The sequence below is a fragment of the Mesorhizobium sp. B2-8-5 genome, assembly GCF_006440675.2.
Classification (GTDB): domain Bacteria; phylum Pseudomonadota; class Alphaproteobacteria; order Rhizobiales; family Rhizobiaceae; genus Mesorhizobium.
In genome coordinates, this window is the sequence record NZ_CP083951.1 from 2,065,925 (window position 1) to 2,080,019 (window position 14,095).

10 protein-coding genes are annotated in these 14,095 nt (G+C 64.3%); 2 read left to right on the forward strand and 8 right to left on the reverse strand.

Annotated elements, in window-relative coordinates; all coding sequences use genetic code 11:
• Positions 1–29: 29 nt before the first annotated feature.
• From FJ430_RS09955 to FJ430_RS09990, 8 genes are all read right to left on the reverse strand, one after another.
• Positions 30–2,153, reverse strand: a complete 2,124-nt coding sequence (locus tag FJ430_RS09955) for a bifunctional metallophosphatase/5'-nucleotidase (protein ID WP_140706932.1) — start codon at positions 2,151–2,153, stop codon at positions 30–32.
• Between the two features lie 192 nt (positions 2,154–2,345).
• Entirely contained in the window at positions 2,346–2,723 is a 378-nt protein-coding gene (locus FJ430_RS09960) for a hypothetical protein (protein WP_140642250.1), read from the reverse strand.
• 86 nt (positions 2,724–2,809) lie between these two features.
• The gene (locus FJ430_RS09965) at positions 2,810–4,255 is read right to left on the reverse strand and encodes a homospermidine synthase (RefSeq protein ID WP_140706934.1); all 1,446 of its coding nucleotides are present in this window, start codon (positions 4,253–4,255) and stop codon (positions 2,810–2,812) included.
• Between the two features lie 131 nt (positions 4,256–4,386).
• Positions 4,387–5,322, reverse strand: coding sequence for a heme-dependent oxidative N-demethylase family protein (locus tag FJ430_RS09970; RefSeq protein WP_140706936.1), 936 nt, complete (start codon positions 5,320–5,322; stop codon positions 4,387–4,389).
• 40 nt (positions 5,323–5,362) lie between these two features.
• Positions 5,363–6,025, reverse strand: coding sequence for an aminotransferase class IV family protein (locus tag FJ430_RS09975; RefSeq protein WP_140706938.1), 663 nt, complete (start codon positions 6,023–6,025; stop codon positions 5,363–5,365).
• Complete coding sequence (locus FJ430_RS09980; protein WP_140642241.1) at positions 5,974–7,119, reverse strand: aminodeoxychorismate synthase component I; 1,146 nt, start codon at positions 7,117–7,119, stop codon at positions 5,974–5,976. Before FJ430_RS09980 ends, FJ430_RS09975 begins: the two co-directional genes overlap by 52 nt.
• A 158-nt stretch (positions 7,120–7,277) precedes the next feature.
• A complete protein-coding gene (locus tag FJ430_RS09985; protein WP_140706940.1) occupies positions 7,278–7,955 on the reverse strand; it encodes a proton-conducting membrane transporter in 678 nt (225 codons plus the stop codon).
• Between the two features lie 354 nt (positions 7,956–8,309).
• The gene (locus tag FJ430_RS09990) at positions 8,310–10,148 is read right to left on the reverse strand and encodes a M3 family oligoendopeptidase (protein ID WP_181175469.1); all 1,839 of its coding nucleotides are present in this window, start codon (positions 10,146–10,148) and stop codon (positions 8,310–8,312) included.
• Between the two features lie 159 nt (positions 10,149–10,307).
• Between FJ430_RS09990 and FJ430_RS09995 the strand changes: the two genes are divergently transcribed.
• Positions 10,308–11,855: a sigma-54-dependent transcriptional regulator gene (locus FJ430_RS09995; protein ID WP_140706942.1), complete on the forward strand. Its 1,548-nt coding sequence runs from the start codon at positions 10,308–10,310 to the stop codon at positions 11,853–11,855.
• A gap of 379 nt (positions 11,856–12,234) precedes the next feature.
• Entirely contained in the window at positions 12,235–14,091 is a 1,857-nt protein-coding gene (locus tag FJ430_RS10000; protein ID WP_140706944.1) for a DUF882 domain-containing protein, read from the forward strand.
• Positions 14,092–14,095: the final 4 nt, after the last annotated feature.

The following is a 14,095-nucleotide window of genomic DNA, read 5'->3' on the forward strand; positions in this document are numbered from 1 at the left end:
GCGGGTGCTATGAATTCCGGGGTGGCCGCTTACTTCGCGGCCGGCGGAATGGTCAGCGTCGCGCCGAGCGGCAGGCGGCGCGGCTTATAATCCTTGTTGGCTTCGGAGATAAGCTTCCAGCGGGTGGCGTCGCCATAGGCTTTCTTGGCCAGGTCCCAATAGGTATCGCCGGCGGCGACGGTGTGGCTGATCTTAGCCGGCTTGGTTTCAGCGGGCGCCGCGGCCGCCGGCTTGGCCGTCTCGGCGGCTGGGGCGGGAGCAGGCGTCGCCGGAGCGGTTTCAGCCGGCTTCGTCCCTTCCGGTGCCGGAGGGGCCTCGGTCGAGACACTCGGCGGCGTGCCGGCGATGTCACTGGAACTGGAAGGCAAAGCCGGCATTGCCGGTTCGCTCGCGGCCGGCGCGGTCTCGGCCGATTTTGCTGCTTCGGCTGCCGGCGGCTGGGTCGTGGCTGCAGGAGCGGCCTCAGCCGGCTTTGCCGGTTCTGCCGCCGGTGCGGCAGGCGCCGTCTCGGCTGGTTTTGCCGGCTCGGCCGCCGCGGTCGCCCCCGCAATTTCGGTGATGCGGCCGTCAAGCTTCGGCGTGTAGGGCTGATGCGCGCTGAGATAGTCGGCCACTACCTGCTCCAGGCCGGGGCCGTAGTCATAGGCATCCGTGGCCTTGTCGGCGAAAACCTTGTAACCGTCGCCGCCCTGGCGGACGTAGTTGTTGGTGGCCACGAGGTACTGCTTGTCGGGATTGATCGGCGTCCAGGCACCGTTCTCCATCACCTCGACCGATTTGACGCGGCCGGCATTGGGCGCGACCGATCTGTCGAAGGAATATTTGATGCCGGCAACCTGCGGGAAGCGGCCGGCACCGTCCTCGATCTGGCTGAGGCCGCTTTCGAGGCCCGCGACCAGGTCTTTGCCCGAGATCTTGAACGTCGCCAGCGTGTTCTGGAACGGCAGCACGGTCAGCACCTCGCCCATGGTCACCGTGCCCTGGTCGATCGAGGCGCGCAGGCCGCCGCCGTTCGAGATGACGATTTCGACGCCCTGGCCCTTGGTGCGGTCGAGAATGGCGTCGGAGACGAGATTGCCCATCTCGCATTCGCGCGCGCGGCAATTCTCGCGGCTGCCGTCGATCGCCTTGGTGGTCTCGGCCACCTCCTTGTTCTTCAGCGCCTCGATCGGCGCCCCGAGTTCCTTGATGCGGGCCAGCACGGCCGGATCGGGGGTGATCGACTTGTCGAGATAGATCGGGTCGCCGCTGGCCTCCTTGACGACGCCGTTGTCGTCGAACACGACCTTGAACTCGCCGAGATATTTTGAATAGGACGCCGCCTGCACCACCGGCACCTTGTAGCCGTCGGGGTTGTCGACCATCGTCGGATAGGGGCCCGCCGCCTTCGGATCGGTGTTCGACAGGAGCGTGTGGCTGTGGCCGCCGACCACCACGTCGATACCGGGGATTTTCGCTATGACGTCGCGCTCGCGCCTATAGCCGATATGGGTGACGGCGATGATCTTGTTGACACCCTCTCCCTTCAGTTTCTCGACTTCGGCGGTGATCGCCTTGACGTCGTCCGTTATGGCGATGTTCGGCCCGGGCGAGGCGAGTTCCGGCGTGTCGTTGGTGACGGCGCCGACGATGCCGATCTTCTGGCCGCCGACCTCGACGACGATCGACGGCTTGATCTTGCCCGCGGCGCCGGACTTGTCGTTGGGCACGACATTGGCGCTGACGATCGGGAATTTCGCCTTGTCGAGGAACGGCACCAGCGCGGTCTCGCCGTCGTCGAACTCATGGTTGCCGAGCGTTACCGCGTCGGGCTTGATCTGATCGAGGAACTCCTCTTCCACCGCACCCTTGTAGGTGGTGTAGAACAGCGATCCCTGGAAGTTGTCGCCGGCGTTGAGCAGCAGCACGTTCTGGCCTTCGAGCTTCTTGCGCTCCTCAGCAATCGCGGTGATCAGCCGGCCGGCGCCGCCGATGCATTCGCCCTTGGTCTCCTCGTCGGCGGAACAGGTCGACTCGTATTTGTTGTTGCCTTCGATGCGGCTGTGCCAATCGTTGAAATGCAGGATGTTCAGCGTGTAGTCGGCAAAAGATACGCCAGCCGACAGGCCGAGCGTCGAAGCGGACAGGGCTAGGATGGCGGCAATCTTCTTCATCTTCGTCTCCCGGATGAGCTGACTTCGAAGGTGCTTGATGACCCCGCTTGACCGGACAATAACAGTCAGCCTCGGGGTATGTTCACATCGGGTTCCGGTCGATGCAAGTGGAAATCCGGAAGTGTTTTGCCGGCACAAAAAAGGACGGCGGCTTGCGCCGCCGGTCCCTGTCAGCCGAAGATTTGCGAACCCTCAAGCCCGGCGCGTCAGCACAAAATTCTGGCCGCTGGCGCTGGTGCAGTTGAGCTGGCTGGTGGAGATCATCAGGCAGTTGAAGCTGACCGGGGTCTGGCGGATCAACGAGGTGCCGTGGATCTCGACCGAGGTCGCGCCGGTCATGGTGTAGCTGCCTTCCGACAGCTTCTGGCCAGTGTCGGTGGCGACGGTGGTGAAGCTGCCAGCCATGAAGGTCGACAGGCCGGTGCCCTTGGCGTCGATCCAGTTGCCCTCGACACCCTTCGGCGCCGCCGCCATCGAAGGCTGGTCCGAGGGACCGGTGGTGGTGCAGGCGGCCGCAGCCAGAAGGCTTGCCGCGGCGCCTGCCGAAAGCAGTTTGCGCGCAATGGTCATTTTTGAAAATCCTCTCCTCAGTCCGCATCCTTCAATCGCCCGATTTCCGGGCGATTGCAAGGCGGTGGCTCCGGTCAGTCCCGGCGCTATCGGACCAGAATGTTGCGGAACTGCCACGGATCGTCCTTGTCCAGGTCCTCCGGGAAGAGTCCCGGCCGATTGTCCAGCGGCGTCCAGTCGGTGTAGTAGCCCCTGACCGGCCCGAGATAAGGCGTCTGCACTTCGAGGCAACGCCGGTAGTTCATCTCGTCGGCCTCCACGATACCAGCGGTCGGATTCTCCAGCGCCCAGACCATGCCGGCGAGCACCGCCGAGGTGACCTGCAGGCCGGTGGCGTTCTGGTAGGGGGCGAGCTTGCGCGCCTCGGCCAGCGACAGCTGCGAGCCGTACCAGTAGGCGTTCTTGTCATGGCCGTAGAGCAGCACGCCGAGCTCGTCGACGCCGTCGACCAGCTCGTTCTCGTCGAGCACGTGGTGAACCGGCTGCGGCTTGCCGGCGGCGCCGAACATCTCGTCCAGCGACAGCAAGGCGTCGTTGCAGGGATGGTAGGCGTAGTGGCAAGTCGGGCGGTATTGAAGCTTGCCCTTCTTCGAGCGCACGGTGAAGAAATCGGCGATCGAGATCGCCTCGTTGTGCGTCACCAGGAGGCCGTATTGCGCGCCCGTCGTCGGGCACCAGGAGCGCACGCGCGTGTTGGCGCCTGGCTGTTCCAGATAGATCGCCGCCTTGGAGCCGTGCTTGTGCTTCTTGCCATTCTTTGGCATCCAGTTTTCATGCGTGCCCCAGCCAAGCTCGGCCGGCTGCAGGCCCTCCGAGATGAAGCCTTCGACCGACCATGTGTTCCAGAACACGTTCATCGGCTTCGGCTTCTTGGTGCGCTGGGTGTCGCGCTCGGCGATATGGATGCCCTTGACGCCAGCCTTCTTCATCAGCCTGGCCCAAGCCTCGCGATCTTCCTGCGCGGGCTCCGAAAACTCGAGACCGAGATCGGTGGCGAGGTTGACCAGCGCCTTCTTGACCAACCACGAGACCATGCCGGGATTGGCGCCGCAGGTAGAGACCGCCGTCGGGCCGCCGGGCTTGTCCTGCTTTTCCTGGATCATCGCCTCGCGCAGCGCATAGTTGGTGCGGCTGGCATTGTCGGCCTCGGCGTCGAAATAGAAGCCGAGCCACGGCTCGACGACGGTGTCGATGTAGAGCACGCCGAGCTTGCGGCACAATTTCATCAGGTCCACCGAGCCGGTGTCGACCGACAGGTTGACGCAAAAGCCCTGGCCGCCACCATTGGTCAGAAGCGGCGTCAGCAGCTTCTTGTAATTCTTCTCGGTCACCGCATCTTGGACGAAGGCGATGCCACGCTCGTCGAGCAGCTTGCGGTCGGTGTCGCGCGGATCGACGACCGTCATGCGCGACTTGTCGAACTTGAAATGGCGTTCGATCAGCGGCAGCGTTCCCCGCCCGATCGAACCGAAGCCGATCATCACGACGGGACCGGTGATTTCACCGTAAACGGGCCAGTTTTCATTCGCCATTTTTTCGCACACTCCTTCAAACACGCGCAAAACCGGGCATTTTTCGCCCGACGGCCAAGCCGTACACCACAGATCATTGTCATAAACCAGCGAAAAGCGCCAATCGCGGGTAAGCCGGTTTGGCGGCGTGGTTAAGCCGATCCGGCGATACCGTTGAGGAATGCAACCAGCCGGTCGCGGTCGGCGGTCAGGCCCTTGTAGTCGAGTTGTTGCTGGTCGAGGGCCAGGAGCTGCTCCACGAAGGATGCAGCCAGCGTTGCCCGGTCCGGATGGGCATCGAGCACCTTGAGCGGATCGAGATGGATGCGGATGGTGAACAGGATGTCGCTTGAGACAGGCAACTTGCGCAGCGTCTGACGCTCGACGCGCATGAAGGCATGAGCGTTGATGTCGCCGTCCGCGAACCGCGTCGGGCGGTTGGTGGCACGGTCGATGCGCTGGATATTCGAGAGCGGATGGTAGAGCGCGTCGCCGGCCTGGATCGACCAGTTGAAGCGTTCGACCGTTTGGCCCTGCAGGCCGTCGAACATCCGGTTGATGAGCTCGGCCGGCCGCGTGCCGGGTCCGAATCCAGGCACCGGCGCATGGATTTCCTGCAACGGCTTGCCGAATTTTTCCTGCAGCGACCAGGACGAGGGAAAACAAAGCGAGCCGGCGGCGAGCCGCCAGCCGCGTTCGTCGCGGCGCATCAGGATCAGGTCTTCCTGGACGAGCAGGGATGCTCTTGCAAGCGGCGCGTTGCGTAGGGTAGGCGGCAGCCGGTCGGTCGCGGTTGCGAGGCCGATGACCTCGACATCCGAGCCGGTGCCGCAATGGCTGCGCGGGTGTTTAGCGATGAGATGCGGGCTGAGCAGGGCCAGCACTTCGCTTTGCGCATCGCGGGTGTCGGCCTCTTCGACAAAGACCTTTTCGGGGATATCGGCATAGAGCCGCTGCTTTTCGGCGAGGTGCGGGAGAAGGAATTCGTCGACCTCGATCCAGCGCTCGATTTCGAGCGGCTTCAGCCCGATCGTGAAGAGTTTCGAAGACCCATCATAGGGCGTATGGGTCGGCTGGCGAATTGTCATGTCCGCTTGGCTTCTATCCAGTTCCTGTCTCCTGGCTCAATCAGCCCAGTTGCGCCGGGATCAGCCCGCGCAGCGAATTGCCGACGAGGATCGCCTTCGCCGCCTTCAGGTCGTCGAAGCTGTATATCGCTTCCACGGCGCGGCCTTCGTCCAGAAGCTGGCCGCGCAATATTCCAGGCAAAAGGCCGCAGTCGAGGCGGGGCGTGGCGAGCGGGCCGCTGCCGAAATCGGCGAAGAGATTGGTGATCGTGCCCTCGCAGAGTTCGCCGCGCTCGTTGGCCAAAAGCACCTCGTCGGCGCGGGTCGCGAGATATTCGGCGCGTGCCTGCGTGTAAATCTGGCGCCGGCTCGTCTTGTGGCGCAGCAGCGTGTCGCCGGAATCGAGACGGATACGCGCCAACTGCAGCCGCCAGACCTTGTCCGCCGGCAGCGGTTCGTAGGCTTGAGCCGCGGCCGTCGCTTCGCCATTTCGCTGCAAAGCAAGGCGCACGCGTAAGGCAGTTCCGTGCCCGCCAACGGTGTTCGACAGCACTTCGCCGATCCGTTCGGGATCGCAGGCGAAGCCGAGTTCGGCGGCGGATGCATAAAGCCTAGCAAGATGGCGCTCGAAGCGCAGGAAGCCGGAACCAGGCTCCCAGCGCATGGTCTCGATCAGTTCGAAGCCGGCACCGTTCCCGTCGCGAAGCGCGCTTTCAACAGACACTCCCGATATTCCTCCTCGGCGGTCGAATCGAAGACGACGCCGCCGCCGACATTGTAGACAGCCTCGCCATCGGCAAAGAGCGAGATGGTGCGGATCGCCACCGAAAACCGCATCCTGCCGCCGGGCGCGATCCAGCCGATGGCGCCGCAATAGACCTCTCGCGGTGCGTCTTCCAGCTCGTGCAGGATTTCCATGGCGCGGATCTTCGGCGCGCCGGTGATCGAGCCGCAGGGGAAGAGCGCGGCGAAGACCTGGCGGATGCCGATGCCAGGCAAAAGCCGCGCTCGCACGCGGCTTACCATCTGGTGCACAGTCGGATAGGTCTCGATGCGGAACAGTTCCGGTACGTCCAGCGTGCCGACTTCGCTGATCAGCGAGATGTCGTTGCGCAAAAGGTCGACGATCATCCGGTTCTCGGCCTGGTTCTTCTCGTCGTTGCGCAGGAAGGCCTTCAGCCGCGCGTCCTCGGCCTTGGTCGCGCCGCGTGGCGCGGTGCCCTTCATCGGGTGTGTCTCGATCATGCCGCCGGCATCGATCTCGAAGAACAATTCGGGCGAGCGCGACAGGACGATCGGATCGCCGAGCGAGACCAGCGCGCCATATTTGACCGGCTGGCGTTCCGTCAGCGCGTCGAAGGCCGCAAGCGGATCGCCGGACCATTGCGCATGAACCGGGAAGGTGAGGTTGCCCTGGTAGCAATCGCCCTTGCGGATGTGGTTGTGAAGGCGCGCGAAGCGGCCGGCATAGTCCTCGGCGGACCATGTTGCCCTGGCATCGAAGATCGGGCCGTTGCTGGCTGACGCCTGCATTTGCGGCACCGCCTGCTCGACAGGCGCATCGAAGACACCGAGGCAGACCAACGGCACGCGGCGGCCTTCGGGCAGCAGCGGCACCAGTTTCGGCTCGAGCAGGTAACCGGCTTCGTAGGAGAAATAGCCCGCCAGCCATTTGCCGGCGTCCGATGCGGCCTGCGCCCTTTCAAGCGCGGGCATGAACTCTTCCGCGTCCGGCGCAACGATGATCTCGCGCGGCCGGTCGAAGACCAGCTGACGAGCGGTCGCGTCGTTGCGGAAAATGGCTGCGGGCAGGGACATGAGCCTCGAATGCGGACAAAAAGCGCCGTCGACCGCTCTATATGGGGGCTTGGCGTGGCGCAATCGAGGGAGCGGCGTCCGGCGGCGCAAAGGTGGCTGGCCCAAAATAAAGACGGCGCCCGTAAGGACGCCGCCTTGCTGCCAACCAGGCAGGTTGCTCAGGTGTTGCTTGCGGTTCCGGCCGTCGGGAACTGGTGGGCGAATTCGGCCTCGTTGCCGGCGGCCAGCAATTTCGCCTGCTCGATCCATTTTTCGCGCGCGATGCGGCCGTCGAAATTGAGCACTTCCTCGATGCGTTTGACGTCGGCGGCGGTCCAGGCGGCGATCTCGGCATAGGTGGTGACGCCCAGGCCTTTGAGCAGCCTTTCGTTGACCGGGCCGATGCCGATGAGGCGGCGCAGATTGTCGGCCTTGCCGGTCGCGGCCTGCGGCGCTGCCGCTTTCTTTGCCGCGGGTGCTGCCGCCTTCTTTGGCGCGGCGGCTTTGGCCGCCGGCTTCTTTGCGGCGGCCGACTTCGCCGGGGCGGCCTTTGCCGATGTCGATGCGGCGGGCGTCGACATCAGCGCCGCCGGCGCCGGCGCGGCGGCCTTGTCGGCGCCGGCCTTGGCGCCAGGCGCATCGCGCAGCCGGCTTTCGAGATCGGCGCGGGCACGGCCGCAGGCGTCGAGCTCGCCCTTCAACCGATCGCTGTCGGCGCGCAGCCTGTCGCGCTCGCCTCGCGTGCGGTCGAGATCTCCGCGCAGACTGTCGAACTGTCCGCGCAGGCGGCCCCAGATGAACCAGCCAACCAGGATACCCACAACGAACGCCAGGAGCATGTAGAAGAAAGTGCTCATTTCCCTCTCCAGTCCGATCTGTCGGCCGAGGCCCGGAAAGGCGAGCGCACGCCAAGGATCGTCAAAGGTTCCGTGGTCGGCGGAACCGCCGGCTTCAATCGAGCCATCGGCGTTCGGCCTTGTCCGGGCCGACGGCCATCATCGCATTCGCCGTGGCGTAGCGGCAGGCCATCTTTGGGCCGCGCGATGCGTCCGGCTGAGCTTGAGGCCGGACGCTATCATATGGCTTGTCGAAAGCCAGTTGAAAAATGCCCGGAGAGTTTATTCAAGAACAGCTATTTAGGGCAAGAATAGACCCTTGCTAATATGCATCCCGGCTAAACTATTACGACCGATGCCGCGCCGTAGTTGTCGTCAACTGTCGAGCGCTTCCAATTCGTCGATCAGCGAACCGATCACGCCGAGGCCGATCTGCCAGAATGCGGGATCGGTGGCGTCGAGGCCGAAGGGCGCAAGAAGCTCGGAGTGATGCTTCGTACCGCCAGCGCGCAGCATCTCGAAATACTTCTCCTGAAATCCGCGCTCGGCATTCTGGTAGACGGCATAGAGCGAATTCACCAGGCAATCGCCGAAAGCATAGGCATAGACGTAGAAGGGCGAGTGGATGAAATGCGGGATATAGGTCCAGAAGACCTCGTATCCCTCGCGCAGCTTGATCGCCGGCCCCAGGCTCTCGGCCTGCACTTCTAGCCAGAATTCGCCGAGCCTGTCCGAGGTCAGCTCGCCGTTCTTGCGTTCGGCATGCACCTTGCGCTCGAACTCGTAGAAGGCGATCTGGCGCACGACGGTGTTGATCATGTCCTCGACCTTCTGGGCGAGCATGGCCTTGCGCTCGCGCTTGTCGCCGGTCTGCTCGAGCAGCGAGCGGAAGGTCAGCATCTCGCCGAAGACGGAGGCGGTTTCGGCCAGCGTCAGCGGCGTCGAGGCCATCAGCGCGCCCTGGCCGGCGGCCAGCACCTGGTGCACGCCATGGCCGAGCTCATGCGCCAGCGTCATCACATCGCGCGGCTTGCCCATGTAGTTGAGCAGCACGTAGGGATGCGCCGACGGCACCGTCGGGTGGGCGAAGGCGCCGGGGGACTTGCCGGGCCGCACCGGCGCGTCGATCCATCTGCGATCGAAAAAGCCGCGGGCGATTTCGGCCATGTCCGGCGAGAAGCGCTGGTACGCGGAGAGCACCGTGTCCCTGGCGTCGTCCCAGCTGATCACCGCCTGCGGCGTTTCCGGCAGCGGCGCGTTGCGGTCCCAATGGTTCATCACCTCCATGCCGAGCCAGCGCGCCTTCATCGCGTAATAGCGATGCGACAGCCGCGGATAGGCCTCGCGCACAGCCGCGGCCAGCGCATCGACCACATCGCGCTCGACACGGTTGGCGAGGTGGCGCGAGTCGGCGATATCCTGGAAGCCGCGCCAGCGGTCGGAGATTTCCTTGTCCTTGGCCAAAGTGTTGGTGATGAGCGTGAAGGTGCGCAGGTTCTTGCGGAACGTGGCGGCAAGCGCCTCGGAGGCACGGCGGCGCACCTCGCCGTTCGAATCCTGCAGCCGGTTCAGCGCCGGCTCGAGCGTCAGTTCGTCGCCGTCGACGTCGAAGCGCAGGTCGGTCATCGTCTCGTCGAACAGGCGGTTCCAGGCGCCGCGCCCGGTGACCGACTTTTCGTGGAACAACTGCTCGACGCGAGCCTCGAGCTGGTAGGGTTTGTCCTTCCTGAGGTCGAGCACCCAGGGCCGGTAGTGGCCGAAGGCCTTGTCGGCGGCCAAAGCGCTTTCGATCGCCGCATCGTCGATCAGGTTGAGTTCGAGCGCGAAGAACAGGAGATGCGCGCTGGCGTCCGTCATCTTTTCCTGGACGTCGCCATAGAGCTTGGCGCGCTGCGGATCGGCCGTGTTGCCGGCATAGACGAGGCCGGCATACGAAACGATGCGGCCGATCAGTTCCTCGAGCGCCTCATAGGCCTTGAGTGCCTCGCCCAGCCGGCCGGCGGCGCCGCGCCCGGCTTCCGCGGCCAGCGTACCCTTCCAGCGGGTCTCGAAGGCGATGGCGTCGCTGGCCGCCTTGGCGATGTCGCGCTTCAACTCCGGCGCTTCCATGCCGGGATAGAGATCGGCGAGATTCCACTCCGGCAGGTCGCCGAGCTCCGCCGCGCCCTGTCCGGACGACGCCGCCGCAAGCCGCTGACCAAACATCATGCGCATCAACAATACCTTTTTTGAACCAAGGGGCCAGAATCAAAGGGAAAGGAGAAGCCGGTCAAATCCTAAGGAATTCGTTCACCGGGTTTTTTGAAACCTTATTTAGAACCCTGTGCCAAGATGATCCACGGGGATTTTCTCGGGCGGACAACTCAAACAGTCATGACAGGTTCCATACTCATAGTCGATGACGATCCGGTGCAGCGCCGGCTGGTCGAGGCCGCGTTGACCAAGTTCGGCCACAGCGCGATCGTCACGGATAGCGGCGAGGCCGGCCTCGACGCGCTCGATGGCCCGAACGCGCGCGAGGTCTCCGTCGTCATTCTCGATCTCGTCATGCCCGGCCTCGACGGCATCGGCGTGCTGAAGGCGATGCGCGAGCGCGCCATCAACATTCCCGTCATTGTGCAGACGGCCCAAGGCGGCATCGAGACCGTCGTCTCGGCGATGCGGCACGGCGCCTTTGATTTCGTCGTCAAGCCGGCGTCGCCCGACAGGCTGCAGACCGCGATCTCCAACGCGCTCAAGGTGGAAGCCGCCGAGGACGAGATGAAGCGCGCGTCGCGGCGGCGCGGCGGCGGCCATCTCACCTTCAAGGACATGATCACGCGCAGCCCGGCAATGGACCGGGTGATACGCCTTGGGCAGAAAGCGGCGGCCTCCAACATCCCGATCCTGATCGAGGGCGAATCCGGCGTCGGCAAAGAACTGGTGGCGCGCGCCATCCAGGGCAGCGGCGACCGCCGCTCGAAACCGTTCGTCACCGTCAATTGCGGCGCCATCCCTGACAATCTCGTCGAATCGATCCTGTTCGGCCATGAGAAGGGTTCCTTCACCGGCGCCACCGACAAGCACACCGGCAAATTCGTCGAGGCGAACTCCGGCACGCTGTTCCTCGACGAGATCGGCGATCTGCCGCTCGACGTCCAGGTCAAACTGCTGCGCGCCGTGCAGGAAGGCGAGGTCGACCCGGTCGGCGGCCGCTCGACCGTCAAGGTCGATATAAGGCTGATCTCGGCCACGCACCGGAACCTCCTGCAGCAGGTCAAGGACGGCAAGTTCCGCGAGGACCTGTTCTACCGGCTGAACGTCTACCCGATCTTCGTGCCGCCACTGCGCGACCGCCGCGACGACATTCCCTACCTGGTCCGGCATTTCATGGAAAAGGTCGCGCCGACCGATCCGCGCCGCCGCCTTGCCGGCATATCGGCCACGGCGCTTGCCATGCTGCAGGCCTATGACTGGCCCGGCAATATCCGCCAGCTGGAAAATGCGGTCTTCCGCGCGTCGGTGCTTGCCGAGGGGGATGTGCTGACCGAGGAGGAGTTCCCGCAGATCCGGGCGCAGGTGGAAGGCACGGTCAATCTCGAAGCGGAACCGGCGTCCGCAGTCGCCGAAACGATTGCGGACGCGTCCCGGCAAGCGGATGAGACTGTCGCCGATGCAATGGGAGCCGGCTTGCCTGATGGCCAGGCGCCAGCGAAGCCGCAGCCGCGTTTCGGAACGCTTCGCGCGCTCGATGAGCGCGGCAATGTGCGGGCGTTGGCCGATGTCGAGCTCGAGATGATCAAGCTTGCGATCGACCATTACAACGGCCAGATGAGCGAAGTCGCCCGCCGATTGGGCATCGGCCGGTCGACGCTCTACCGCAAGTTGAAGGAATATGGCATTGATCCCGAAGCTGGTCGCGTCGACCGGCTTGCCTCATGAGGCGCAAGCCTCGAACCAGCTTGCCTGCCTAAAATCCGAGTCAAATTGTCGCTTTTGAACTGAAAAAGCTTGGTTTTCAGCGGTTGGCGTTGCCGAAGATCACGCATTAACGCTAACGGTAACAGATCGTGTTCTGGGCGAGGCCGGATTCTTAATATAAACCAGCGGTTTACCACGAAATGCTGTGCATCATTTTTGACGGGATATCGCCACGGTCTTACCGCATTTCGGCTTCAATAAACGATGATTAACCATTAGGATCGATATTCGGATGTGAAAACGACGCATCCGTTTGGTCAAATCCGGGGACAAACGGCAGCCTGCAAGGCCATTTGATTTGAACAAAGTCGAACGACACAAAAACGGGCGGCATTTTCACATGAGCGTCTGGCCGAGGTGGCTGACGTTCGTGATTTTGGCCGTCGGGTTCCTGTCTGTGGTGACGTCGGGCGCCAGGGCCGAAGTGCGTACGCTCAAGCTCTATCACCTGCACACGCATGAGAAGGCCGAGATCGTCTATAAGCGCAATGGCCGCTACGATCCGGAAGGCCTGCGCAAGATCAACATCATTCTGCGCGACTGGCGCCGCAACGAGCCGACCAAGATGGATCCGCGGCTGCTCGATCTCGTCTGGGAAGCCTATCGCGAAAGCGGCGCGACCGACTATATCCAAGTGGTCTGTGGCTATCGTTCGCCGTCAACCAACGCGCTGTTGCGTTCGCGCAGCCGCGGCGTCGCCGAGAAGAGCCAGCACATGCTGGGTAAGGCGATGGATTTCTACATTCCCGGCGTGCCGCTGAAGAAACTGCGCAACATCGGCCTCAAGATGCAGGGCGGCGGCGTCGGCTATTACCCGACTTCCGGCTCGCCATTCGTGCATATGGATGTCGGCAACGTGCGCCATTGGCCGGGCATCAGCCGCCAGGAACTGGTCAGCCTGTTCCCGAACGGCAAGACGCTGCATGTGCCGAGCGACGGACGCCCGTTGCCCGGATATGAGCAAGCAGTGGCAGCGTATCAGGCGCGTAAGGGCGCCGGCACCCCGAACATCGAACTGGCCAGCGCGGGCGGCTCGACCAAGCGCTCCGGCGGCCTTTTTGCCTGGTTCGGCGGCGGCGCCGACGAGGCCGATGACGACGCCGACGAAAGTGCCCCGGCGCCTCAGCGGAAAGCCGTGAAGCAGGTCCAGGTCGCCGGCGCCGCCACGGCACGCGACAGCAATCTTCCGGGCATCGCGATTGTCGCCCCGAAGGATGCCAAGCGCGCCAACATCCCGCAGATCGCGGATGACAGCGCCGACGATTCGCAGCAGCCGCAGCAGGATACGCCGGAGACGATCATCGCCGCCCTGCCGCCCAAGGAAATCCCGCTGCCCGACTTCGCGCCGCGTCCGAAGGTCGATGTCGGCCAGCAGACGCCGCAGAACGTGCCGTTCGCCACGGCGGATGCCTCGGCGACGACGGAGCAGGCGGTTGCGACGGCCCAGGCGCCCGTGCCGGACAAGGTTCCGTTCGGCACAGCCAGCGCCGCGGCGGCCGCGAGCACCGATCCGGCGCAGGTGGCGGTCAACAACATCCCGCTGCCGACCTGGCGTCCTGACCGCTCGACGCCGGCGGAACTCGCGCCGAAGGACAAGAATGTGCTTCTGGCGCTGGCCGAAACCGCTTCGCAGGACAAGAGCGCGACCGACGCGTTCTCGGTGCTGCCGACGGCACGGCCGCAGCCCGGCAAGCAGGATGAGGTGAAAGCCGTTCTCGAACAGGCCAATGCAACCGTCGGGGCCGATGGCGGCGGCGCCGAATACCAGCTCGCGTCGCTGACCGAACCGGAACCGCGCTCCGCGTTCAACGATCCGTCGGGCGTCGATGCGGCCTCGCCGCGTCAGGCCATCGCCGCGCTCCCGGCCGGGACCGATCCGGCAAAGGCGATCGGCGCCGGCGTGAAGACGACGGCCAAGGAAGGCAGGGCGTCCGCCCACGATCTGAAGCCCGGGCCCAAGGCCATGGTGGTGGCGGCGCCGCCGCAAGCCGCGCGCTGGGCGCTGGGCAGCGGCGTCAACATCGCCTCGGTTTCCGACCCGACGACAGCGCCGCGCTATGCCTACAACATCGTGCATACGCCGCCGAGCGAAGTGTATACGGCCGGCTTCCAGGCGGATGGCGGGGTGCCGGACGCAAGCCGGTTCACCGGCAACGCGGTGAAGTTCCTCTCGGTCGCGCGCTTCCAAACGAAATAGCGAC

What these genes read in the sequence shown, in the direction of transcription:
- FJ430_RS09955 (WP_140706932.1), bottom strand. Translation starts at nt 2,153, where the DNA reads ATGAAGAAGATTGCCGCCATCCTAGCCCTGTCCGCTTCGACGCTCGGC.
- FJ430_RS09960 (WP_140642250.1), bottom strand. Translation starts at nt 2,723, where the DNA reads ATGACCATTGCGCGCAAACTGCTTTCGGCAGGCGCCGCGGCAAGCCTT.
- FJ430_RS09965 (WP_140706934.1), bottom strand. Translation starts at nt 4,255, where the DNA reads ATGGCGAATGAAAACTGGCCCGTTTACGGTGAAATCACCGGTCCCGTC.
- FJ430_RS09970 (WP_140706936.1), bottom strand. Translation starts at nt 5,322, where the DNA reads ATGACAATTCGCCAGCCGACCCATACGCCCTATGATGGGTCTTCGAAA.
- FJ430_RS09980 (WP_140642241.1), bottom strand. Translation starts at nt 7,119, where the DNA reads ATGTCCCTGCCCGCAGCCATTTTCCGCAACGACGCGACCGCTCGTCAG.
- FJ430_RS09985 (WP_140706940.1), bottom strand. Translation starts at nt 7,955, where the DNA reads ATGAGCACTTTCTTCTACATGCTCCTGGCGTTCGTTGTGGGTATCCTG.
- FJ430_RS09990 (WP_181175469.1), bottom strand. Translation starts at nt 10,148, where the DNA reads ATGCGCATGATGTTTGGTCAGCGGCTTGCGGCGGCGTCGTCCGGACAG.
- FJ430_RS09995 (WP_140706942.1), top strand. Translation starts at nt 10,308, where the DNA reads ATGACAGGTTCCATACTCATAGTCGATGACGATCCGGTGCAGCGCCGG.
- FJ430_RS10000 (WP_140706944.1), top strand. Translation starts at nt 12,235, where the DNA reads ATGAGCGTCTGGCCGAGGTGGCTGACGTTCGTGATTTTGGCCGTCGGG.